This is a genomic window from Amycolatopsis rifamycinica, from assembly GCF_000695625.1.
Classification (GTDB): domain Bacteria; phylum Actinomycetota; class Actinomycetes; order Mycobacteriales; family Pseudonocardiaceae; genus Amycolatopsis; species Amycolatopsis rifamycinica.
On the sequence record NZ_JMQI01000055.1, the window covers coordinates 152,110 to 174,395 of the forward strand.

General features: G+C 71.5%; 17 protein-coding genes. 6 read left to right on the forward strand and 11 right to left on the reverse strand.

The annotated features are described in order from the left end of the window. Positions 1–291 precede the first annotated feature (291 nt). Positions 292–1,305, reverse strand: a complete 1,014-nt coding sequence (gene cobT / locus DV20_RS26320; RefSeq protein ID WP_043784687.1) for a nicotinate-nucleotide--dimethylbenzimidazole phosphoribosyltransferase — start codon at positions 1,303–1,305, stop codon at positions 292–294. 13 nt (positions 1,306–1,318) lie between these two features. Further along, on the reverse strand, positions 1,319–1,960 hold the full coding sequence (locus DV20_RS26325) for a bifunctional adenosylcobinamide kinase/adenosylcobinamide-phosphate guanylyltransferase (RefSeq protein ID WP_051736128.1): 642 nt from the start codon (positions 1,958–1,960) through the stop codon (positions 1,319–1,321). Positions 1,961–1,996: 36 nt separating this feature from the next. Here DV20_RS26325 and DV20_RS26330 point away from each other — a divergent pair, with 36 nt between their 5' ends. Continuing rightward, complete coding sequence (locus DV20_RS26330; RefSeq protein ID WP_063607830.1) at positions 1,997–2,977, forward strand: cobalamin biosynthesis protein; 981 nt, start codon at positions 1,997–1,999, stop codon at positions 2,975–2,977. Between the two features lie 262 nt (positions 2,978–3,239). After that, complete coding sequence (locus DV20_RS26335; RefSeq protein ID WP_043784689.1) at positions 3,240–4,721, forward strand: cobyric acid synthase; 1,482 nt, start codon at positions 3,240–3,242, stop codon at positions 4,719–4,721. A gap of 4 nt (positions 4,722–4,725) precedes the next feature. Here DV20_RS26335 and DV20_RS26340 read toward each other — a convergent pair whose 3' ends face one another. Continuing rightward, a complete protein-coding gene (locus DV20_RS26340) occupies positions 4,726–5,472 on the reverse strand; it encodes a CbtA family protein (protein ID WP_043784690.1) in 747 nt (248 codons plus the stop codon). Between the two features lie 19 nt (positions 5,473–5,491). After that, positions 5,492–5,701: a CbtB domain-containing protein gene (locus DV20_RS26345; protein ID WP_043784691.1), complete on the reverse strand. Its 210-nt coding sequence runs from the start codon at positions 5,699–5,701 to the stop codon at positions 5,492–5,494. A gap of 192 nt (positions 5,702–5,893) precedes the next feature. Between DV20_RS26345 and DV20_RS26350 the strand changes: the two genes are divergently transcribed. Continuing rightward, positions 5,894–6,790 (forward strand): ROK family protein, encoded by an 897-nt coding sequence (locus DV20_RS26350; protein WP_043784692.1) that lies wholly within the window; start codon positions 5,894–5,896, stop codon positions 6,788–6,790. Positions 6,791–6,842: 52 nt separating this feature from the next. Here DV20_RS26350 and DV20_RS26355 read toward each other — a convergent pair whose 3' ends face one another. From DV20_RS26355 to gltB, 3 genes are all read right to left on the reverse strand, one after another. Further along, entirely contained in the window at positions 6,843–8,243 is a 1,401-nt protein-coding gene (locus DV20_RS26355) for a Dyp-type peroxidase (protein WP_043784695.1), read from the reverse strand. 283 nt (positions 8,244–8,526) lie between these two features. Beyond that, entirely contained in the window at positions 8,527–9,978 is a 1,452-nt protein-coding gene (locus DV20_RS26360) for a glutamate synthase subunit beta (protein WP_043784697.1), read from the reverse strand. Beyond that, the gene (gltB, locus tag DV20_RS26365) at positions 9,971–14,542 is read right to left on the reverse strand and encodes a glutamate synthase large subunit (RefSeq protein ID WP_043784700.1); all 4,572 of its coding nucleotides are present in this window, start codon (positions 14,540–14,542) and stop codon (positions 9,971–9,973) included. Before gltB ends, DV20_RS26360 begins: the two co-directional genes overlap by 8 nt. Positions 14,543–15,085: 543 nt before the next feature. Between gltB and DV20_RS26370 the strand changes: the two genes are divergently transcribed. After that, positions 15,086–15,718: a YigZ family protein gene (locus DV20_RS26370; protein ID WP_043784702.1), complete on the forward strand. Its 633-nt coding sequence runs from the start codon at positions 15,086–15,088 to the stop codon at positions 15,716–15,718. Between the two features lie 225 nt (positions 15,719–15,943). Next, complete coding sequence (locus DV20_RS26375) at positions 15,944–18,646, forward strand: GH92 family glycosyl hydrolase (protein WP_043784705.1); 2,703 nt, start codon at positions 15,944–15,946, stop codon at positions 18,644–18,646. 42 nt (positions 18,647–18,688) lie between these two features. On the opposite strand, the gene DV20_RS26380 is transcribed toward DV20_RS26375, so the two are convergent. The 3 genes from DV20_RS26380 to DV20_RS26390 form a co-directional block, all read right to left on the reverse strand. Further along, the gene (locus DV20_RS26380) at positions 18,689–19,255 is read right to left on the reverse strand and encodes a GNAT family N-acetyltransferase (RefSeq protein ID WP_043784710.1); all 567 of its coding nucleotides are present in this window, start codon (positions 19,253–19,255) and stop codon (positions 18,689–18,691) included. A 40-nt stretch (positions 19,256–19,295) separates the two neighbouring features. Further along, the gene (locus DV20_RS26385; RefSeq protein WP_200876501.1) at positions 19,296–19,553 is read right to left on the reverse strand and encodes a hypothetical protein; all 258 of its coding nucleotides are present in this window, start codon (positions 19,551–19,553) and stop codon (positions 19,296–19,298) included. A 138-nt stretch (positions 19,554–19,691) separates the two neighbouring features. Then, positions 19,692–20,147 carry an Lrp/AsnC family transcriptional regulator gene (locus tag DV20_RS26390; protein ID WP_043784890.1) on the reverse strand — a complete coding sequence of 152 codons (456 nt, stop codon included), beginning with the start codon at positions 20,145–20,147 and terminating at the stop codon, positions 19,692–19,694. A gap of 80 nt (positions 20,148–20,227) precedes the next feature. Between DV20_RS26390 and DV20_RS26395 the strand changes: the two genes are divergently transcribed. Next, positions 20,228–21,280 carry a Glu/Leu/Phe/Val dehydrogenase dimerization domain-containing protein gene (locus DV20_RS26395; protein WP_043784714.1) on the forward strand — a complete coding sequence of 351 codons (1,053 nt, stop codon included), beginning with the start codon at positions 20,228–20,230 and terminating at the stop codon, positions 21,278–21,280. A 79-nt stretch (positions 21,281–21,359) separates the two neighbouring features. Here the strand turns inward: DV20_RS26395 and DV20_RS26400 are convergent, their stop codons facing one another. Next, positions 21,360–22,187 (reverse strand): PHP domain-containing protein, encoded by an 828-nt coding sequence (locus DV20_RS26400; protein WP_043784715.1) that lies wholly within the window; start codon positions 22,185–22,187, stop codon positions 21,360–21,362. Positions 22,188–22,286: the final 99 nt, after the last annotated feature.

Consider the following 22,286-nt stretch of genomic DNA (forward strand, 5'->3'; position numbering starts at 1 on the left):
AGTCGCCCACAGATCGCCGAGCGGTGGTTTCGTCGGCCGGGGGACTGATAGGCCGGACCGGGGCGCCCGCGGTCTGGGCGGCTGCACCCTGGGCGCCCGCAGCCTGGGCGGCCACGCGTCGGCGTTTCATAGCCCGGCGATCGGCCCCGACCCGCCACGCTGCTGCTTCCCAGGCGCCTGCGCCTGCTCCCACCAGGCCGAAGGAGGCCGCTCGCCCGGCGATCAACGCCCGGCCTCCCCGGTCAGGAACACCGCAAGCGGCATCTCGATCCTGTCCGGACGCGAGGCGTTTCATGCCAGGTCGGCCAGCAAACCCATGTCGGCCAGGATCGCCCGCGCCGCTCGCAAGGTCGGGACCGCCTGGACCGCTCCGCTCCCCTCACCGAGCCGCAGGCCGAAGTCCAGGATCGGCTCCAAGCCCAGGGCCTTCAACGCGAACGCCTGCGAAGGCTCCGTCGACCGGTGGCCGGCCAGCCACCACTGCTCCGCGCCCGGCGCGATGTCCCGCGCCACCAGCGCCGCCGCGCCGGAGAACACTCCGTCCAAGATCACCGGGATGCCGAGCACCGCCGCCTGGGCCAGGAAGCCCGCCGTTGCCGCCGCGCAGGCGCTGCCCAGGGCTGTCAGCCTCTCGAACGGGTCCTCCGTCCGGCCCGCCGTGCGCGTCAAGGCCGCCGCGACCGCCGCCGTCTTGCGCTCCAAGCCCGCCGCGTCGACTCCCGTTCCCGTGCCGACCACCTCGGCCGCCGGCAGGCCGAGGGAGGCCGCCACCAGGGCCGCGCACATCGCCGTGTTGCCGATGCCCATGTCGCCCGGGATCAGCACGTCCGCGTCGCGCTCCTCCAGGGCGATCGCCCGGCCCGCTTCGAACGCCGCCTGGGCTTCGCCCGGCAGGAGGGCGTCATCGACGTCGATCGAGCCGGAACCGCGGCGGATCTTGTGGGCGGTCACCGACGGCGGCACGTCCGCGCCGTCCCAGTCGACCGCGATGTCCGCGACCCGCACGCGGGCCCCGACCTGGGCGGCCAGCACGTTCACGCCGCTCTTGCCGGCCAGGAACACCCGCACCATCGCCGCGGTCACCTCGCGCGGGTACGCCGACAGGGCCGAGACGCCGTGGTCGCCCGCGAAGACGACCACGCGGACGTCGTCCAGCGGGCGCGGCGGGACGCTGCCGTGCGCCGCGGACAGCCAGGCCGCGATCTCCTCCAGCCTGCCGAGCGCGCCGAGCGGCTTGACCAGGCCGTCGAGCCGCTCCAGCGCCGCGGCGCGGGCGGCGGGGTCGGGCACGGGTACGTCGAACACGGGCGCCTCCTGGCTACAGGTCGAGCGCCCGGCCCGCGACGACCAGCACGACCCGGTCGGCGTCGGCGGACACCCGGTTGTTGAGTGCGCCCAGCACATCACGGAACAGCCGCCCGGACGACGTTGCGGGCACCACACCGCTGCCGACCTCGTTGCTCACCGCGACCACCGGCACCCGCGCCGCGGCCCACGCGGCCAGGAAGTCCTCGAGCCGATCGTCGAGCCGGTGCTCCCAGCCCGGCTTCTGCCGCCACGCGCCGACGTCGTCCAGCACGCGGGACAGCCACGTGCCGAGGCAGTCGATCAGCAGCGGCTCGGTCGCCGTGCGCAGGATGCCGGCCAGGTCGGTGGTCTCGACGGTCTTCCAGTTGGCCGGCCGCCGGGCCTGGTGCGCGGCCACCCGCGCGGCCCATTCCGGGTCGTCTGCGCCCGCGGGCAGGCCGGGCGCGACGTAGACCAGGTGCGGGTGGTGGGCGACGAGCCGCTCGGCGTGCCGTGACTTGCCCGAGCGGACGCCGCCCAGGACCAGCACCTTGCCTTCGTCGCGCCCGTACCGGCGCAAGGCGCGAGCCAGGGTTTCGAGATACCCGGCGAGCCGGTGCGTCAGCCCCGCCGACGGACGTTTCTTCGCGGAGGCGCCATTGGCCACAGTCATACCCGGCATTCTGGTGCACGCGCTACCGTGCGCCACGTGCCACTCCGTCTAGGGACAACCGCGGCCGGACTCGTGACCGGATACGTAACCGACGCTCTGTTCGGTGACCCCCGAACGGGCCATCCGGTCGCCCTGTTCGGTACTGCTGCGGCGCGTCTGGAACACCGTCTGTGGGCTGACTCGAAGCCGCGCGGAGCCGCGTACGCGGCGCTGTGCACCTTCGGCGCGGTAGGCCTCGGCGTCGCACTTCGGACGGCGACGCGGCGACGTCCCTTCGCGCGCTTCGTCCTCACCGCCGCGTCCACCTGGGTCGTGCTCGGCGGACGTGGCCTCGCCGCCGAAGGTACCGAAATGGCCCGGTTGCTCGAAGCGGGCGAAGTGCCCGAAGCGCGCCAGAGGCTCTCGCACCTCTGCGCGCGCGACGCGACAACCCTCGACGTGGCCGAGCTGACCCGCGCGGCCACCGAGTCGATCGCCGAGAACACGTCGGACGCCGTGGTCGCGCCGCTGTTCTGGGGCGCCGTCGCCGGCATGCCGGGCCTCCTTGGCTACCGCGCGCTCAACACGCTCGACGCGATGGTCGGCTACCGCTCGCCCCGCTACCGCCGCTTCGGTTGGGCCGCGGCGCGCGCCGACGACGTCGCCAACCTGGTGCCGTCCCGGATCGGGGCGGCGCTCACGGCGTTGTGCGCGGGCGGCCGCGCCCGGGAGTCCTGGCGGATGTGGCGCCGCGACGGCAACCGGCACCCGAGCCCCAACGCGGGCCAGGTGGAAGCGGCGTTCGCGGGCGCACTGGACATCCGGCTCGGCGGAACGAACAGCTACGGCGGCGAGCTGGAGAGCCGCGCCCGCCTCGGCGAAGGCCGCGACCCGGAGCCGGCGGACCTGAGGCGAGCGGTGCGCTTGTCCCGCCTGGTGGGAGCAGCCGCGGTGACCATCGCCGCGCTCGCGGCCCTCACGCCGGAACGTCTGCCGCGCCCAGCGGCCGCAGGCGCCCGGCATGGAAAGGTGGCCTGACCATGGGAACCTTCAGCCGCGCAGCGATCAACCCCTTCGGCGAGGGCCACCACCCGCAGCCGATCGAAGCGCGCGGGGCAGCGCGCCTGGCCTTGGTGGCGCAGGCCGCGGTCTCCGGCAGCGCGGTCTCCGGCAGCGCAGCCCCCACCACTCCCTGGGGGGCGGCCCCTGTCCAGTCTATCGGTCCCCGGCCGGGCGAAAGGGCCGCTCGGCGATCTGTGGACAACTGCGCTGCCGGGCGCCCGGCTGTGGACAACCTGCGATGAGGGGGCTGCTCGTCGCCGGGACGACGTCCGATGCCGGGAAGAGCCTTGTCACCGCCGGGGTGTGCCGGTGGCTTGCGCGGCGGGGGGTGCGGGTTGCGCCGTTCAAGGCTCAGAACATGTCCAACAACTCCATGGTCTGCGGTGACGGCTCCGAGATCGGACGGGCCCAGTGGGTGCAGGCGCGGGCCGCCGGGGTTGAACCCGAGGCCGCGATGAATCCCGTGCTGCTCAAGCCGGGCAGTGACCGGCGCAGCCACGTTGTCGCGCTCGGGAAACCCTTCGGCACGCTCGAAGCGGGGGAGTACGCCACCGGCCGGGCCGGGCTGGCCGAGATCGCCTTCGGTGCCTTCGAGGACCTCAGCGCGCGCTATGACGTCGTCGTCTGCGAAGGTGCCGGGAGTCCCGCGGAGATCAACCTGCGCGGTGGCGACTACGTCAACATGGGGCTCGCGCGGCGGTTCGGGCTGCCGGTGCTGGTCGTCGGCGACATCGACCGCGGCGGCGTGCTCGCGGCGATGTTCGGCACCCTCGCGCTGCTCTCCGCCGAGGACCAGGCGCTCGTCGCCGGCTGGGTGGTCAACAAGTTCCGCGGGGACGTCGGGCTGCTGCGGCCGGGCCTCGACAGCCTCGAGAAGGTCACCGGACGGCCGGTGCTGGGCGTGCTGCCGTGGCTGGACCGGGTGTGGATCGACTCGGAAGACGCCCTCGCCGCGGCGGGCTGGCGCCGCGAAGCGCCTGGTGGGGGCCTCGGTGTGGCGGTCGTCCGGTTCCCGCGCGCGTCCAACGCCACCGACGTCGACGCGCTGGCCGCCGAGCCCGGGGTCACGGTGACGCTGACCGCCGATCCCGACGTCGTCGCGGCGGCGGACGTCGTGGTGCTGCCCGGGTCGCGGGCCACCGTGGCGGACCTCACCTGGCTGCGGGCGCGCGGGCTCGACACGGCGGTCACGGCCCGGGCCGCCGCGGGCCGTCCCGTCCTCGGCATCTGCGGGGGCTACCAGATGCTCACCGAGTCCATTGTGGACGACGTCGAGTCCGGTGCCGGTGCGGTGGCCGGCCTCGGCCTGCTGCCGGGGCGGGTGACGTTCGCCGCGGAGAAGGTGCTCGCGCGGCCGGCCGGCACGTGGCGGGGGCACCCGGTGGACGCCTACGAAATCCACCACGGCTCGGTGACCGCGACCGCCGCCGGGGAGTCCTTTCTGGACGGCCGGCGCGCCGGAGCGGTCTGGGGCACGATGTGGCACGGCGCGTTCGAAAACGACGCCTTCCGCCGCGCGTGGCTCACCGAGGCGGCCGCGCAGGCGGGCGCCACGTGGACGCCGGCGCCGGACGCGCCCGGGTTCGGCGAGCTGCGCGAGGAAATGCTGGACAAGCTCGCGGACGCCGTCGACGAGCACCTCGACACGGCGCTGCTGCTCCGGCTGGTGGACCGGGGCGCGCCCGCGGGACTTCCGTTCGTCCCGCCGGGCGCACCCTGACCGGCTAGACGGCGACGGCGGTCTTCTTCGTCAACGCCTTCTCCGCGAACGCGCCGAACGTCAGGCCCAGCGCCAGCCACAGCGTCGCCTGCGTGCCCACCGACGCCGTGCGGAAGCTCCACAGCGTCGAGGCCGGGAACGCCGTTGGGACCTCGTCGACCGCCGGCATCAGCCAGGCCACCACGCCGATCACGACGACGTAGCCCGCCGCGGCGAGGAGGAAGCCGTTCCACGCGCCGAGGCGGTCCGCGAGCTTGCGGCCGAACACCGTCGCGAAGATGCCGACGAGCAGTGACACCGCGACGAAGCCGAAGTACAGCTCGGTCCGGGAGCCGATCGTGCCCGCCTGGCCCACCGCCGGCGGGTTGGCCGGGTACTTCAGGAACGGCACCAGGAACACCACGGTGAACGCGCCCGCGGTGAGCAGCAGGGCCGTCACCCGCGGGCGCAGCGAGCCGAGCCGGCCCTGGGCGAAGGCGAACGCCAGCGAGAGCAGGCCGCCGATCGCGACGCCGTAGACGAGCACGCCGGTCAGCAGCCCGAGCGTGCTCTGGATGTCCCGCGTCACGAGCTCTTCGTGTTCGTGAGCCGGTGGAGCGGACGCGTCGTGCGAGTGCGCGTGGCCGCCGGACTCCTCGAGCCCGATGGCGGCGTTCACTGACGGCTCGCCGAAGGCGTAGGCGAACCCGAACGCGAGCACACCGGCGATCAGGCCCGCGAGCATGCCGCGGACCAGCAGGGTTTTCATCATGGGAGCGCGCGCCCGCCGATCAGTGGCAGGGGAAGGCGAGCAGGTGCCGTCCGTCGTGCACGAACTCGTGGACGTAGGAGTTGGCGAAGACCGCCATGGCGCCCTGCTCGGCGCTCACGAAGTACAGGGCGATCAGGGCGAGGAGCACCACGAACACCGCCCACGGCACGATCTCACGGATCGGGATGCGGATCGGGAGCGGAACGGCGGGAGCTGCCGTCTGGGTCATGCGTGGCCTCCTCGGGCTTTCGCGGCCTCATCGGGGTCGATCACGACGGTCCGGGTCTGGCTTCCCCCGGGTGGGGGTCACAGTGGCGCGACCGCGCGGACTTGCACCGCGTTCCGGAATCCGTCGTCTGGCCGGTTGAGCGTAGGTCCGCCGTTCGGGCCGCGTCAATGTGACAATGCCGCGGTGACTCGAATGGTGGCCGCCCTCGACGTGGGCGGGACGACGATCAAGGCGGCGTTGCTCGACGAGCAGCTCCAGCCCCAGGCGGCACTGCGCGCGGAGACGGCGCGCGGCGCGGACGGGACGGCGCTGGCCGCGCAGACCGTGGACATCGTGGCCGCGCTGACCGAGCAGGCGGGCACCGGGCAGCCCGCCGCGGTGGGGGTGGTGGTGCCGGGGATCGTCGACGAACAGACCCGCGTCTGCCACTTCTCGGCCAACCTCGACTGGCGCGAAGTCCGCTTCGGCGAGCTCCTGGAAGACCGGCTCGGGCTGCCGGTGGCGTTCGGTCACGACGTCACCGCGGGCGGCATCGCCGAATTCCGCGTGGGCGCCGGCCGGGGCGCCACGAACGCGGCGTTCATCCCGGTCGGCACCGGGATCGCCGCCGCGCTGCTGCTCGACGGCCGCATCCACCGCGCGCACGGGCAGGCCGGCGAGGTCGGGCACATCGACGTCGGCCACGCCGGCAAATGCGGCTGCGGCGCGACGGGCTGCCTGGAGGCCATTTCGTCGGCGGCCGCGATCGCGCGCCGCTACACCGAGCGCACCGGCCGCCCGGCCGACGGCGCGCGCGAGGTCGTGGAGCTGGCCCGCCGCGGGGACGAGGTCGCGGTCGCCGTCGTCCAGGACGCGCTCGACGGGCTCGGCCACGGCATCCGGACGCTGCTGACGCTGCTCGGCCCGGAGGTGATCGTGCTGGGTGGCGGCCTGTTCACGGCGGCCGACTACGTGCTGGAGCCGGTGCGTGAGTGGCTGGCCGCGCACCTGACGTTCCAGAAGATGCCGGAGCTGCGGATCGCCGAGCTGGGCGACGAGGCCGGGCGGCTGGGCGCCGGGCTGCTCGCGTTCGACCTGCTCGGCGCCTGAAGCCCTCCGGAGGCCACCACCGGGCGCACCGGTGGTGGCCTCCGCCCCCAGCTCAGAGTGACCGCAGGAACGCCAGCGAGGGCATGAAGAAGTACTCGCCGCCCCGCAGCGTCACCGACTGCGGTACCGGACCCGCCGTCCGCTGCGCCGAGCCGCCCCAGTCCACGGTGTAGCCCGACGATCCGCGCTCGCCCTGGCCGATCACCGGGTCCAGGCCCGGCGTGACGCCGTCGACGATCGGGAAGCCCGGGTTGTTCGCCCAGACCGCCTGGGTGAACTCGAACTGGTTGCCGAGCACGGAGTTGAAGGCCATGAACAACAGCCCCACGCCGCCGCTGGGCCGCGCCGCCGGCGGCACGTCGGCGTTCGGGTCGTCCGGGCGTTCGCCGTACGTGACGCCGCGGCGGGCCATCAGGTGCCGCCGCTCGTCGGCGGGGTCCTCGGCGCCGCCGGCGCCGCGCGGGTTCGTCTTGCGGATGTGCGCCTGGAACGGGCACTTCAGCGCGGCGCGGTCGCCGTCGTAGGTGAAGTTGTTCGACACCGGGCTTTCCGCGCCGTCTTCCCGCTGGGTGGTCAGCGGCGTGCCGTCCTCGAACCGGCCGATGATCATCGCCCCGGCGCGCTCGCGGTCTTCGCCGGTGAGGCCGAGCGTGTCGGCCAGATCCGCTTCGGCCTGCTTGAACCGCCGGACGTTCTGCTCCAGTTTGCGGAAAACGAAATAGCTGCCGAAATGCACGCCGGGATCCGGCGCCGCGGTGTCGGGAACCAGCACCTGCCCGAGTGGCGCCGCCGGATTCCACACGTTGATTCCGTCGGTGTTGTTCTTCTCCGCGTCGACGTCTTCGGTGAGGAACAGCGGTTGGCTCCGGCCGTCGACGTATCCGAAGTGCTCGATGCCCTCGCCGCGCGCGTTGACCCGCCCGAGCCCGGTTTCCTCGGCCAGCACGACGGCCGAATCCGGCAGCAGATCGAGGATTTCGTTGCGGCGGGCGGTCATGGTCTTGTCGGTGGCGTCCCCGACGAGCACGACGGCGTGGATTTCGCCGCGGTAGCCCGGATCGAACGTCGAGCGCGGCGGGTCGTTCAGCCGCCGCCGCGTGTCCGGTGCCGCCATCCCGCGCAGGAAAGCCTCGTCCTGCGGCATGTTTCCGTCGGCACCCAGCGCGCGGTACCCGGCCGCGGTGAGCCCGACGCCGACGTACGGCGTGCCCGCGCCGCCCTCGGCCTTGAACGCGCTCACCTCATCGAGGTGCGCCTTGGCGGACTTCATCTTCCCGGTCACCGAGACGAGGAAGGCGCGCGCCTCCGCCGCGTCGCCGAACGTGAGGAACAGGGCGGACAGGTGGTCGCGGACGTGGGCCTTGAGGATGTTCGGCTGCAGTTCGCCGAGCATTGTCGCGGCGTCGCCGGACGCCGTGGTCCAAGACAGTGTGGTGGACAGATCGATGGTCATTGCGGGTCCCCTCCCCTGGCAAAAAAAGCCCGCCTCTCGGCGGGCACCCGGCCGACCGGAATCCCCCCTCGGCCGACCGGGTCCCCTGAATACAGAGTGCAACGCCGGAGGCCGGTGCTGCCACCCGTTTGCCGGTTTCACACGAAAGTTTAAGTTGAGCGTGAAACAGTTTCAGGCCGGAAAGAATACCGGGCACGGAGTGGCCAGGGGCGGCGGAGGAAGTGGGGAAGTGGGACAGCGCCGGCGGAGGTGGCGACGATGACACCTCCGCCGGCGCCGGGTCTTACGCGATCGGCCGGTCCGTCGGCGCGATCGGGCGGGGCAGGACGTCGCGGCCGGTCAGGTACGCGTCGACGCCGGCCGCCGCGCTGCGGCCCTCGGCGATCGCCCAGACGATCAGGGACTGCCCGCGGCCCATGTCGCCGGCCACGAACACGTTGTCCAGGCTCGTCTTGAACGCCTGGTCACGCGCCACGTTGCCGCGCGCGTCCAGCTCGACCCCGAGGTCCTCGAGCAGGCCCTGCTTCTGCGGCCCGAGGAAGCCCATGGCCAGCAGGACGAGCTGCGCGGGCAGCTCGCGTTCGGTGCCCGGCACGGCGACGAACTTGCCGCCCTCGTTGCGGACCTCGACCAGCTTCAGGGCCCGGACGCGGCCGTCGGAATCGCCCAGGAACTCCTGCGTGTTCACCGCGTACAGCCGCTCGCCGCCCTCTTCGTGCGCCGAGGACACCCGGTAGATCATCGGGTACGTCGGCCACGGGTGCGCGTCCGAACGGGACTCCGGCGGCTTCGGCATGATCTCCAGCTGCGTCACCGACCGCGCGCCCTGGCGGTGGGACGTGCCGACGCAGTCCGCGCCCGTGTCGCCGCCGCCGATGACCACGACGTCGAGGCCCGCGGCGTCGAACGGCGACTTCTCCAGTTCGCCCGAAGCGACCCGGTTGGCCGGCGGCAGGAACTCCATGGCCTGGTGGATGCCGTCCAGCTCCCGGCCGGGGATGGGCAGGTCGCGCCAGTCGGTGGCGCCGCCGGCCAGGACGACCGCGTCGTAGGACGAAGTCAGTTCCGCAGCCGAGACGTCCACGCCGACGTTCACCGACGTCCGGAACTCCGTGCCCTCCGCCTCCATCTGCGCCAGGCGCCGGTCGAGGCGGGACTTCTCCATCTTGAACTCGGGGATGCCGTAGCGCAGCAGCCCGCCGATCTTGTCGGCCCGCTCGAGGACCACGACGCTGTGGCCCGCGCGCGTCAGCTGCTGCGCCGCGGCGAGACCCGACGGGCCGGACCCGACGACCGCGACCTTCTTGCCCGTGAGCGCGACGGGCAGCTGGGGCGTGACCCAGCCCTCGTCGAAGGCGCGGTCGATGATCGAGATCTCGACGCGCTTGATCGTCACCGGGTCGTCGTTGATGCCGAGCACGCACGCCGTCTCGCACGGCGCCGGGCACAGGGTGCCGGTGAACTCCGGGAAGTTGTTCGTCGCGTGCAGCCGCTCGATGGCCTGCTGCCAGTCCTCCCGCCAGGTCAGCGTGTTCCACTCGGGGATGAGGTTCCCGAGCGGGCAGCCCTGGTGGCAGAACGGGATGCCGCAGTCCATGCAGCGGCCGGCCTGCTTCTGCAGCTTCGTCGTGGCGAAGTCTTCGTAGACCTCTCGCCAGTCCATCAGCCGGAGGTCGACCGGACGGCGCTTCGGCTCTTCGCGGGTGGTGGTCAGAAAGCCCTTGGGGTCAGCCATGTGCGGCCTCCATGATCGCCTCGTTCACGTCGCGCCCGTCGCGCTCGGCCTGCACCTGGGCGGCGAGCACGCGCTTGTAGTCCTTCGGCATGACCTTCCCGAAGCGGTCGACACCCGCGTCCCAGTCGGCCAGCAGTTCCCGCGCGACCGCGGATTCCGTTTCGTTGTAGTGCTTCTCCAGCGTTTCCCGCAGGAAGTCCGCGTCCTCGGAGTCGAGCGGGTCGAGGTCGACCATCTCCGGGTTGACGCGGTGCGCGGGCAGGTCCAGCACGTAGGCGATACCGCCGGACATGCCGGCCGCGAAGTTGCGCCCGATCGGCCCGAGCACGACCATCCGGCCGCCGGTCATGTACTCGCCGCCGTGGTCGCCGACGCCCTCGACGACGGCCAGCGCGCCCGAGTTGCGCACGCAGAACCGCTCGCCGACCTTGCCGCGGATGAAGATCTCGCCGCTGGTCGCGCCGTAGGCGATGACGTTGCCCGCGATGATCTGCTCTTCGGCGACGTACTGCGCTTCGCGAGGCGGCCGCACGATCAGCCGTCCGCCCGAGAGGCCCTTGCCGACGTAGTCGTTGCCGTCGCCGTACAGCCGCAGCGTGATGCCCTTGGGCACGAACGCGCCGAACGACTGGCCCGCGGTGCCGGTGAAGGTGACGTCGATGGTGTCGTCCGGCAGGCCTTCGCCGCCCCAGCGCTTGGTCAGCTCCGACCCGAGCATCGTGCCGACGGTCCGGTTCACGTTGCGCACCGGCAGTTCCAGCCGCACCTTGTCACCGGAGTTCAGCGCACCCTCGGCGAGCTGGATCAGCGTGTTGTCCAGCGCCTTCTCCAGCCCGTGGTCCTGCTGCGTCTGCTGCAGCCGCAGCCCGGCGGGGGCCATGTCGGGCACGTGGAAGATCGGCGACAGGTCCAGCCCCGCCGCCTTCCAGTGGTCGATCGCCTTGCGCTTGTCGAGGAACTCGGCGTGCCCGACGGCCTCGGCGATCGACCGGAAGCCCAGCGCCGCCAGGTACTCCCGGACTTCCTGGGCGATGAACTCGAAGAAGTTCACGACGTATTCGGCCTTGCCGCTGAACTTCTCGCGCAGCTTCGGGTTCTGCGTCGCGACGCCCACCGGGCAGGTGTCGAGGTGGCAGACGCGCATCATGATGCAGCCCGACACCACCAGCGGCGCGGTCGCGAAGCCGAACTCCTCGGCGCCGAGCAGCGCCGCGATGATGACGTCGCGGCCGGTCTTGAGCTGGCCGTCGGTCTGCACCACGATCCGGTCGCGCAGCCGGTTGGCCAGCAGCGTCTGCTGCGTCTCGGCCAGGCCCAGCTCCCACGGGCCACCGGCGTGCTTGATCGACGACAGCGGCGACGCGCCCGTCCCGCCGTCGTGGCCCGAGATGAGCACGACGTCGGCGTGCGCCTTGGAGACGCCGGCGGCGACCGTGCCGACGCCGACCTCGGACACGAGCTTCACGTGGATGCGCGCGCTCGGGTTGGCGTTCTTGAGGTCGTGGATCAGCTGCGCCAGGTCCTCGATCGAGTAGATGTCGTGGTGCGGCGGCGGCGAAATCAATCCCACGCCCGGCGTCGAGAACCGCGTCTTCGCGATCCACGGGTACACCTTCGCGCCGGGCAGCTGCCCGCCTTCGCCGGGCTTCGCGCCCTGCGCCATCTTGATCTGGATGTCGTCGGCGTTGACGAGGTATTCGCTCGTGACGCCGAACCGGCCGGAAGCGACCTGCTTCACGGCGCTGCGGCGCTCCGGGTCGTACAGCCGCTCCGGGTCTTCGCCGCCCTCGCCGGTGTTGGACTTGCCGCCGAGGCGGTTCATCGCGATGGCGAGGGTCTGGTGCATCTCCATGGAGATCGAGCCGTAGGAGATGGCGCCGGTGGCGAACCGCTTGACGATCGACGAGACCGGCTCGACCTCCTCGATCGGCACCGGCGGCCGCTGGCCGTACTTGAAGTCGAACAGCCCGCGCAGCGTGAGCAGCTTCTCGGCCTGGTCGTCGACGGCCTTCGTGTACTCCTTGAAGATCTCGTACTTGCCCGACCGCGTGGAGTGCTGCAGCTTGAACACCGTCTGCGGGTTGAACAGGTGCGGCTCGCCCTCGCGGCGCCACTGGTAGTCCGCGCCGGTCTCCAGCTCGCGGTGGGCGGCCCGGAAGCCGTCCGCCGGGAACGCGTACTTGTGCCGCTTCGCGACCTCGTCGGCGAGCGTCTCGAAGCCGACGCCACCGAGGCGGGACGTCGTGCCGGTGAAGCAGTTCTCGATGACCTCTTCGCCGAGCCCGATGGCCTCGAAGATCTGCGCGCCGGTGTAGGACGCGACGGTCGAAACGCCCATCTTGGACATCGTCTTGCGGACACCCTTGCCGAGCGCCTTGATCAGGTTCTGCGTCGCCTGTTTCGGCGTCACCCCGGGGATCAGGCCGCGGTGGGCCATCTCCTCGACGGTCGCCATCGCCAGGTACGGGTTCACCGCGGCGACGCCGTAGCCGATGAGCAGCGCGATGTGGTGCACCTCGCGCGCGTCGCCGGCCTCGACGATGAGGCCGACCTGCGTGCGCGTCTTCTCGCGGACGAGGTGGTGGTGCACCGCGCCGGTCAGCAGCAGCGAGGGGATGGGCGCGTGGTTTTCGTCGACGCCGCGGTCGGACAGCACGATCAACCGGGCGCCGTCCTCGATCGCCTCGGAAACCTCGGCGCGGATCTCGTCGAGCCGCTTGACGAGCGCCTCGCCGCCGCCGTGCACGTTGTACCGGCCGAGCACGGTGACCGCCTGGAACTCCGGCAGGTCGCCGTCGTCGTTGACGTGCACCAGCTTGGCGAGCTGGTCGTTGTCGAGCACCGGGAACGGCAGCGCGATCCGGCGGCAGCTGGCGGCGTTGCCGACGAGCAGGTTCGGCTCGGCGCCGATCTGGGTGCCGAGCGCGGTGACGAGCTCCTCGCGGATGGCGTCCAGCGGCGGGTTCGTCACCTGGGCGAACAGCTGGATGAAGTAGTCGAAGATCAGCCGCGGGCGGCTGGACAGCGTCGCGATGGGGGAGTCGTTGCCCATCGAGCCGATCGGCTCCGCGCCGGTGCGGGCCATCGGCTCGAGGATGGCTTCGAGCTCTTCCTCGGTGTAGCCGAACGACTGCTGTCGGCGGACGAGCGTGGCGTGCAGCGGGACCTCGCGGTCGCGCTCGGGGAGGTCGTCCAGGTGCACGAGTCCGGCGTCGACCCACTCGTCGTACGGGTGGGCGGTGGCCAGCTCGGTCTTGACCTCTTCGTCCTCGATGATCCGGCCTTCGACGGTGTCCACGAGGAACATCCGGCCGGGCTCGAGACGTCCCTTCCGGACGATCGTCGCCGGGTCGATGTCGAGCACGCCGACTTCGGAGGCGAGCACGACGAGGCCGTCGTCGGTCACCCAGTACCGGCCGGGGCGCAGGCCGTTGCGGTCGAGGACCGCCCCGATCTGCGAGCCGTCGGTGAAGGCGACCAGCGCCGGGCCGTCCCACGGCTCCATCAGCGTCGAGTGGAACTCGTAGAACGCGCGCCGCGCGGGGTCCATCTCCTGGTGGTTCTCCCAGGCCTCCGGGATCATCATCAGGACGGCGTGGGGCAGCGAGCGGCCGCCGAGGTGCAGCAGCTCCAGCACCTCGTCGAAGGACGCCGAGTCGCTGGCGCCGCGGGTGATCACCGGGTAGACGCGCTTGAGGTCGCCCGGGATCAGGTCGGTCTCCAGCAGCGCCTCGCGGGCGTCCATCCAGTTGCGGTTGCCGCGCAACGTGTTGATCTCGCCGTTGTGCGCCACGTACCGGTACGGGTGCGCGAGCGGCCACGACGGGAACGTGTTGGTGGAGAAGCGGGAGTGCACCAGGCCGATGGCGCTCGTGACGCGCTCGTCGGTGAGGTCGGCGAAGAAGCGCTCGACCTGCGGCTCGGTGAGCATTCCTTTGTAGACGATCGTGCGCGAGGACAGCGACGGGAAGTAAACGTCGTCTTCGACGAGTTCGTGCTCGGCGCGCTTGCGGACGCAGAAGGCGCTGCGCTCGATGTGCAGCGGGTCCGAGTGCTCCGGCTTCGGGCGGCGCGCGGTGAGGAACAGCTGCGTGAAGTGCGGCATGGTCTCGGCCGCGGTCGGCCCGCAGTGCTCGGTGTGCACCGGCAGCTCGCGCCAGCCGAGGACGCGCATGTCCTCCTCGGCGGCGATGCGCTCGATGGTCGTCATGGCCCGGCCGCGGCGCTTTTCGTCCTGCGGCAGGAAAGCCGTGCCGACCGCGTAGGTGCCCGGCTCGGGGAGCGCGAAGTCCACGACCTCGCGGTAGAACTCGTCCGGGATCTGGATCAGCAGTCCGGCGCCGTCGCCGGTGTCCGGTTCGGCGCCACGAGCCCCGCGGTGTTCCAGGTTGCGCAACGCGACCAGGGCCTTGGCGACGATCGCATGATCTCGGCGCCCGGTCAGGTCGGCGACGAAGGCGACACCGCAGGCGTCGTGTTCGTAGTCGCTCCGGTAGAGGCCCTCGGCCTCGGCGTTGCTGAGCTGCTCCCCGGACGGGGGCAGGGAACTGGCACGGTGGGTCACGGCTGGCCGCCTCCCAAGGCGTTGGCGCGACCGGTACTCACCTCATCGAGTGGTTCGAGCTGAACCGGTTAACGAAGTGGTCCGGTACCGCGATGGTCAGTCGAGAACAGTTGCTGTTGTCGGCGTTGGTCACAGTGCAAGACGCCGCGAAGGACCGGCCGAGCCTCGATGCTCGGAAACCGGACGCGGATCATCTGGGAGGCCGCACGACGCTGGGCAGCCGAACATGTCGGGTGCTGCGAGCGCGCACAGGCCGGCCACTGTGGTGGGGGCCGTCCGGAGCGCGCGGTGTTACTCCCGGGTTCGCCGGGTCTTATGACGATAGTGTGAATTCGCTGTTATCGACATACGTCGTTGCCTCCGGGTGGGAAATGCCACGCTTGCGTTGACGTGCCCAGGGGTGGTCCCATATGCCGGGCTGGGCCTCCCGCAGAGCGAGCGACAGTGCCGCTGACCTGCGGAAATGTCCGTCCGAAGTGGTCCGGGGCGGCTGGTGGCCACCGGTGCCGGGGTGGGAAGCTGGGTGCATGGCGGACTGGCCCGATGACTGATCGTTATCTCTCCGTGGCTCGGACGGGAGTCCACGAGATCGAGATCAAGCGCTCCCGCTTCCTCTGCGCGCTCGCTCCGGTGACGTCGGAAGCGGCCGCGCGCGAGTTCATCGCGGGCCGCCGGCGCGCGGATCCGGGTGCGCGGCACCACTGTCACGCCTTCGTCCTCGGCCCGGACGGGCGGACGCAGCGGTCCAGTGACGACGGTGAACCGGCGGGCACCGCGGGCACGTCGATGCTGGAAGTGCTGCGCCGCCGGGAGCTGACCGACACGGTCGCGGTGGTGACGCGGTACTTCGGCGGCGTGCTGCTGGGTGCGGGCGGTTTGATCCGCGCGTACGGTCAGTCCGTTTCGGACGCTCTGGACGTGGTTGGTGTACTAGAACACCGGCGTCTCACGCTCGTCGAAGTGGCCGTGGACTACGACCGCGCCGGCCGGCTGGAAAACGATCTGCGCGCGTCGCCGTACCTCCTCCACGCGACGCGCTTCGACGAACGAGCCCGGTTCGAGGTCGGGCTGGCACCCGGCGAGGCGCCGGCCCTCGAGAGCTGGCTGGCGGACCTGACGAACGGCGAAGCGGCCACGACCCCGCTCGGCGACCACTGGGTGGTCCACCGGCGCTGAGTGGTCCGGTCGCGGAACCGGTTGGCGCACAACGAACTTTCGGTGCTTCCGCCGACCGGTCCCGCCGTGTCACCATGTCCTGCCACCGAGTTCCGGTACCACTTCGATCCCCCTGGACGTTGCCGGCGCGGCGCAAGCCGGGCTGACAACGTTGTCACCGCTCGTTCTGCTTGCCCGACAACGATGTCGCCCGGCGGAAAAGGTGCGACGAGGAGAGGAAGGGTCATGTCCAGACCACTGGTCAGACAAGTGTGCGCGGCCGCGTTCGCCGCGGTTTTCGCGGGAGCGGGGCTCGCCGCCCCGGCCGCCGGCGCCGCGACGCTCGCCCTCACGCAGTACGTGAATCCCTTCATCGGCACGGACAACAGCAACTCGCCCAACCCGGTGCCCGGCGGCGCCGGCGGCAGCACCTACCCGGGTGCGGTCGTGCCGTTCGGCATGGTGCAGTTCAGCCCGGACACCCCGACCGCGTCGCCGTCCGGGTACCGCTACGGCGACAGCAGCATCGAGGAATTCAGCCTCACCCACTTCAACGGCGCCGGCTGCGCCAACAACGAAGACCTCGGCCTGCTGCCGATCACCGGCGCGATCGGCACTTCGCCCGGCACGGGCTGGACGGGGTACGCGGGCCGCTACACGAAGGCCAACGAGTCGGCCGCGCCCGGCTACTACAAGAACAAGCTCGACAACTACAACACCACCGTCGAACTGTCCGCGACCCAGCGTTCCGGCTTCATGAAGCTGACCTACCCGAACACGACGTCCGCGCGGCTGCTCGTCAACACCGGCCGCAGCGCCACCGGCAGCCGCAGCGGTGCGATCAGCGTCAACGGCAGCCAGCTCACCGGTTCGGTGACCGGTGGCGGCTTCTGCGGCTCGTCGAAGACCTACCAGATCTTCTACGTCATCCAGTTCGACCGCGCGCCCAGCGGGTTCGGCACCTGGCTCGGCGGGACGGTCAGCGCCGGTTCCGCGAGCACCAGCGGCACGAACTCGGGCGGGTACGTCACCTTCGACACCTCCGCCAACACCACGGTCCAGGCGAAGGTCGGCATTTCGTTCGTCAGCCTCGCCAACGCGCAGGCGAACCTCGCCGCCGAAAACCCCGGCTTCGACTTCGCCGGGATCCGGGCGGCCGCCGACACGAGCTGGAACACCGTCCTGAACCGGGTGCAGGTGACCGGGGGCACGAGCGCGGACCTGCAGAAGTTCTACACGGCGCTGTACCACGTGTTCCAGAACCCGAACATCGCCAGCGACACGAACGGCCAGTACCGGGGGTTCGACCAGGCGATCCACACCGCGTCCCACACCGTGTACCAGAACTACTCGGGCTGGGACATCTACCGGTCGTGGGCGGCGCTGATCGGGCTGGTCGCGCCGAACGAAGCGAGCGACATCGCGAAGTCCATGGTGCTGGACGGCCAGCAGGGCGGCCTGCTGCCCAAGTGGTCGCACAACAGCAACGAGCACTTCGTGATGACCGGTGACCCCGGGCCGATCATCGTCGGCAGCATGTACGCCTTCGGCGTCCGCGGCTTCGACACCGCGGCGGCGCTGACCCTGATGGACAAGAGCGCGAGCGGCGGGGCCACGCAGGGGCAGGCGATCCGCGGCCGGGAAAGCGGCTACCTCAGCCGGCACTACGTCTACGAAGACCCGTCGGACTCGCTCGAGTACTCGGCGTCCGACTTCGCGGTGGCGCAGTTCGCGAAGGCGCTCGGCGACACCACGAAGTACACCACCTACATGCAGCGCGCCCAGTGGTGGCAGAACGTGTTCGGCCCCGACTCCGGCTACGTCCAGCCGCGCGGCAGCACCGGCACGTGGGCTTGGCCGGTCGTGCCGTCGAGCAATAGCGGCTACACCGAGGGCAACCCGTCGCAGTACACCTGGATGGTGCCCTACAACTACCAGGGCCTGATCAACCTGATGGGCGGCCGCCAGACCGCCGTCCAGCGGCTGGACCACCACTTCACGCAGCTCAACGGCGGCCTCACCCAGCCGTACTTCTACATCGGCAACGAGCCCGAGCACGGCGTGCCGTGGGCCTACAACTACGCCGCCCACCCGCAGGGCACCAGCTCCGCGGTGCGGCGGGTGATGAACGAGTCGTTCACCACCGGGCCCGGCGGCCTGCCCGGCAACGACGACCTCGGCGCCACCTCGGCGTGGTACGTCTTCGCCGCGCTCGGGATGTACCCGGCGACCCCGGGCACGGACGTCCTCGCCCTGCACGGCCCGCTGTTCCCGTCGGCTTCGATCATCCGGCCGTCCGGGACGGTCCAGATCACCGGCGCGGGCGCGGGCCAAGGGGCCCAGTACGTGCAGAGCGTGAGCGTCAACGGCGTCTCGACGACCAAGTCGTGGATCCGGTACGGCGACATCGCGGGCGTGTCCACGCTGAGTTACGCGATGGGCTCGGCGCCGAGCGGGTGGGGGACGAGCGCCGCGGACGTCCCGCCGTCGTACAACGACGGGTTCACGCCGCCGCCCGCCGCACCGGAGCTCGGGACGAACCTGGCGCTGGGCAAGGCGGCGACGGGCTCGGCGCCGTGCAACTCGGCCGAAGCCCCGGCCAACGCCTTCGACGGCAACCTCGCGGGCAACAGCAAGTTCTGCACCACCGCGGCGACGAAGTTCCTGCAGGTCGACCTCGGGTCGGCGCAGAACGTCTCGTCGTTCGTGGTCAAGCACGCCGGCCTCGGCGGTGAGACCACGGGCTGGAACACCGGCGCGTTCACCATCCAGACCTCGGCCGACGGCTCGACGTGGACGACGGTCGCCTCCGTGACCGGGTCTCGGGCGAGCCGCACGTATCACCCGATCGCGACCCGATCGGCCCGGTACGTGAAGCTGAACGTCACCACGCCGGCCAACGACGGCAACGGCGCGTCGCGCATCTACGAGTTCGAGGTCTACCGCTGACCCGTAGTGGGTGTTCAGGGCGGTTCCAGCCGCCCTGAACACTCACGACCGCGCCAGCCACTCCTCGCGGGTGATGGCGTACTCGACTTCGCCGTGTTCACTGCCCGGAGCCCGTTCGTGTTCCGGGAACTCCTCGAAGTACGTGCGGATGAGCTTCATCCCCAGCTTTTCCATCACGCGGCGCGAGGCCCTGTTCACCACCATGGTGGCCGCGCTCACGCGGCGGACCCCCAGTTCGGTGAAGCCCTTGGCGAGCAGGGCCGCCGAGCCTTCGGTGCCGTAGCCCTTGCCCCACGCCGTCCGGTGCAGCCGGTAGCCGAGCTCGGGCTCGTCCGGCGGATCGTGCGGGCGCGGGCGGAAATGGAACCACCCCAGGAAGTCGCCCGTGCTCTTCTCGATCGCCGCCCAGAACCCGTAACCGGGGAAACGCTCGTAGTAACCGAGGAACGCGGGAAGATCCAGGGTGACGATCTCGGCGCGGTCCGCCGGCTGTCCCCCATTGAGGTACTTCATGACGGCCGGGTCGTCGTAGAGCTCGAAGAGCGCGTCGGCGTCGTTCTCGGTGAACCGGCGCAGAATCAGCCGCTCGGTTTCGAGGAATACGTGCATCGGGTGATGCTGTCACTGACCCCAGTGTGTGACAACGTGTTTACGCCGCGGCGGCGAAGACTTCGCCCAGCGCCCGCGAGCCGGCTTCGGTGAGCAGCGCGGGAACGCGCTCGCCGCACTTGCCGGGGCGGGCGGGTGCGATCAGGCCGAGCCGCGCGAGCCGGTGCACGGTGGACTGGTCGCAGCAGCTCAGGCCGTCGATGAACAGGTCCGGCTCGCAACTGCAGCTGATCTCGGCGTGGCCCCCGGCCACGGCTCTCAACGTGGCCCGCTCACGATGGTTCAATGCGGTGATCATGGCGGCGCCTCCTTTCGTCGTGCTCATTAGACGCCCCGCCACCGACAGTTTCCGCCTCCCAGCGTGCGAACCCGGGTATTTCAGGGGTGCACGTAAGGGCGGCGTGTCGCGCCGTTCCGGGGTGAACCCCGGATACCCCTACGGGAGCGGTTCAAGCATCGTCTTGCGCAGGTGCCGGAAAACGATCGACGTCCGGAACCCGACGATCTCCCGGCGCAACGCGAGCCGGTCGGTCAGGAATGCGTGCAAGGCGTCGATGTCGGGGGTGGTCACTTCGATCAGGAAATCGTCGTTTCCCGCCGTGACGTACACCGAGAGCACTTCGGGCAGTTCGGCGATCGACCGTTGGAAGGAATCGATCACCGCCCGGCTCAGCGGCCGCACCTGCGCCGTGACGAGCGCGCGGACACCGCGGTTGAGGCTCGGCAGGTCGATGTCGGCGTGGTAGCCGCGGATGACGCCGCGTTCGCGCAGCAGCCGGATGCGTTCGAGGCACGTCGAGGGCGCGATGCCGACCTTCCGGGCGATGTCGCGGTTGGTCTGGCGCGCGTCCTCCTGCAGCTGCCGCACGATCGCCGAATCAAGTTCGTCCAACACCGGCCCCTCCACGTCTGTGCCGAATTTCGTTCGGCAGCCGGTCCGCGCTGCCGGCTGTCACCCTAACTTCGGCGCTCATGACCGCACATGAGCAGCTCGTAGTCCGCCGGGGCCGTCGATCCGGCATCACCACGATGGTGGCCGTCCATTCGACCGCCCTCGGCCCCGCCGTCGGCGGCTGCCGCTTCAAGCCCTACGCCACGCTGGAAGAAGCCATCGGCGACGTCCTGCGCCTGTCGGCCGCCATGACGGCGAAGTGCGCCGTCGCCGGGCTGGCGTTCGGGGGCGGCAAGAGCGTCATCGCGCCCGAGCCCGGCCGCGTGCTCTCGCCCGAGGAGCGCCGGGCCGTCCTGCTCGACCACGCCGACCTGATCGCGGAGTTCGGCGGCCGCTACCAGGCGGGCCCGGACGTGGGCACCGGCCCGGCCGACATGCTCGTGCTCCGCGAAGCCTCGCCGTACGCGTTCTGCACGCCCGAGTCCGCGGGCGGAACCGGTTCCTCCAGCGGCCCGACCGCCGTCGGGGTGCTCGCCGCGCTCCGGGCGGCGACCGGCTCGGCGGACATGACGGGACGCCGGGTGGTGATCAGCGGCTACGGCTCGGTCGGGGCCCACCTCGCGGCGAGCCTGTCCGCGGCCGGGGCCGATGTCGTCGTTTCCGACATCGACCCGGCGAAACGCGCCGAAGCCGAGCGACGCGGCCTCACCTGGGTGGAGCCGGAGAAGGCGCTCACCCTCTCCGCAGACGTCGTCGTCCCGGCGGCGGTCGGCGGGGTGCTCGACCCCGGGACGGCCGCCCGGCTCGACACGCCCCTCGTCGTCGGCCCGGCCAACAACCAGCTGACCGACGACACCGTCGCCGACGACCTCGCCGCGCGCGGCATCCGGTGGATCCCGGACTACGTGGCGAGCGCGGGGGGCATCCTCTACACCCTTTCGCGGGAAGCCGAAGGGCTGGGCCACGAGGCCGCGCTCGCCCGCGTGGAGACGATCGAAGACACCGTTCGCACCCTCCTGGAGGCCGCCGAAGCCCACTCGACCACCCCGCTGCGGGAGGCGGCCGAGCTGGCCGCGCGGCGGCTCACGTCCGGGCTGGCGTCACGTACTCCTTCGCCTCGGGCAACGGTTTGAGGTCCTGGTAGCCGTCGACGACCAGCCCGGCGGGCCCGGCACCGAGGCCGCCGTCCCGTCGAGCACCCGGCGGCGGCGGTCATCGCGCCCGCTCCCGCAGGGCGGCCAGCACGTCCGGCGGCGTGGTGAACTCCCCGAGGCGGACCGGCTTGCGGTCGCCGTGGAAGTCGCTCGACCCGGTGGTGAGCAGGCCCAGCCCGGCGGCCACGGCACGCAGCCGCCCCGCGACCTCCGCCGGTTGTTCCGGGTGGCCGGCTTCGAGCCCGGCCAGGCCCGCCTCGGCCAGCGCGGCCAGCTGCGCGTCGGAGACCTCGGCCCGGCGCTTCTCCGACCGGGGGTGGGCCAGCACCGCGACCCCGCCGGCCCCGCGGACCAGCGCGATCGCGTCCGCCGCGGACAGGACGTGCTTCGGGACGTCGGCGCGGCCACCGTCGGCGAGCCAGCCGGCGGTGAACGCCGCCCGGGTGTCGGCGACGACCCCGGCCGCGACCAGTGCCGCCGCGACGTGCGGGCGGCCCAGCGGTGCGCCACCGGCGATCGCGCGCACCTGCTCGAGCGTGATGGGAGCGCCCAGTTCCCGGCAGCGCTCGACCATCCGGACCGCGCGCCGGGCGCGGTCGCCGCGGATGAGCTCGAGCTCGGCCGCCAGCGGGCCGTCGGCGGGATCGGCGAAGTAGCCGAGCAGGTGCACCTCGGCGTCGTCGAGCCGGCAGGAGATCTCGACCCCGGGCACCAGTTCGATCCCGGCGTCCGCGGCGGCGCGGCCGGCCTCGGCCAGCCCGGCGAACGTGTCGTGGTCGGTGAGCGCGACCACGTCGAGCCCGGCCTTGGCGGCCAGCAGCGGGAGCTCCGCGGGCGGGGTCGTCCCGTCCGAGGCGGTGCTGTGCGTGTGCAGGTCGATCGTCATGCGGCTGCCCTCCGGATCCGATCGTCGCACAGATCAGCGGGTACCCCGGCGAGGTCGTGGACAGCCGGAGAGGTACGGCGGCGTCCGGTCGACTTGAAT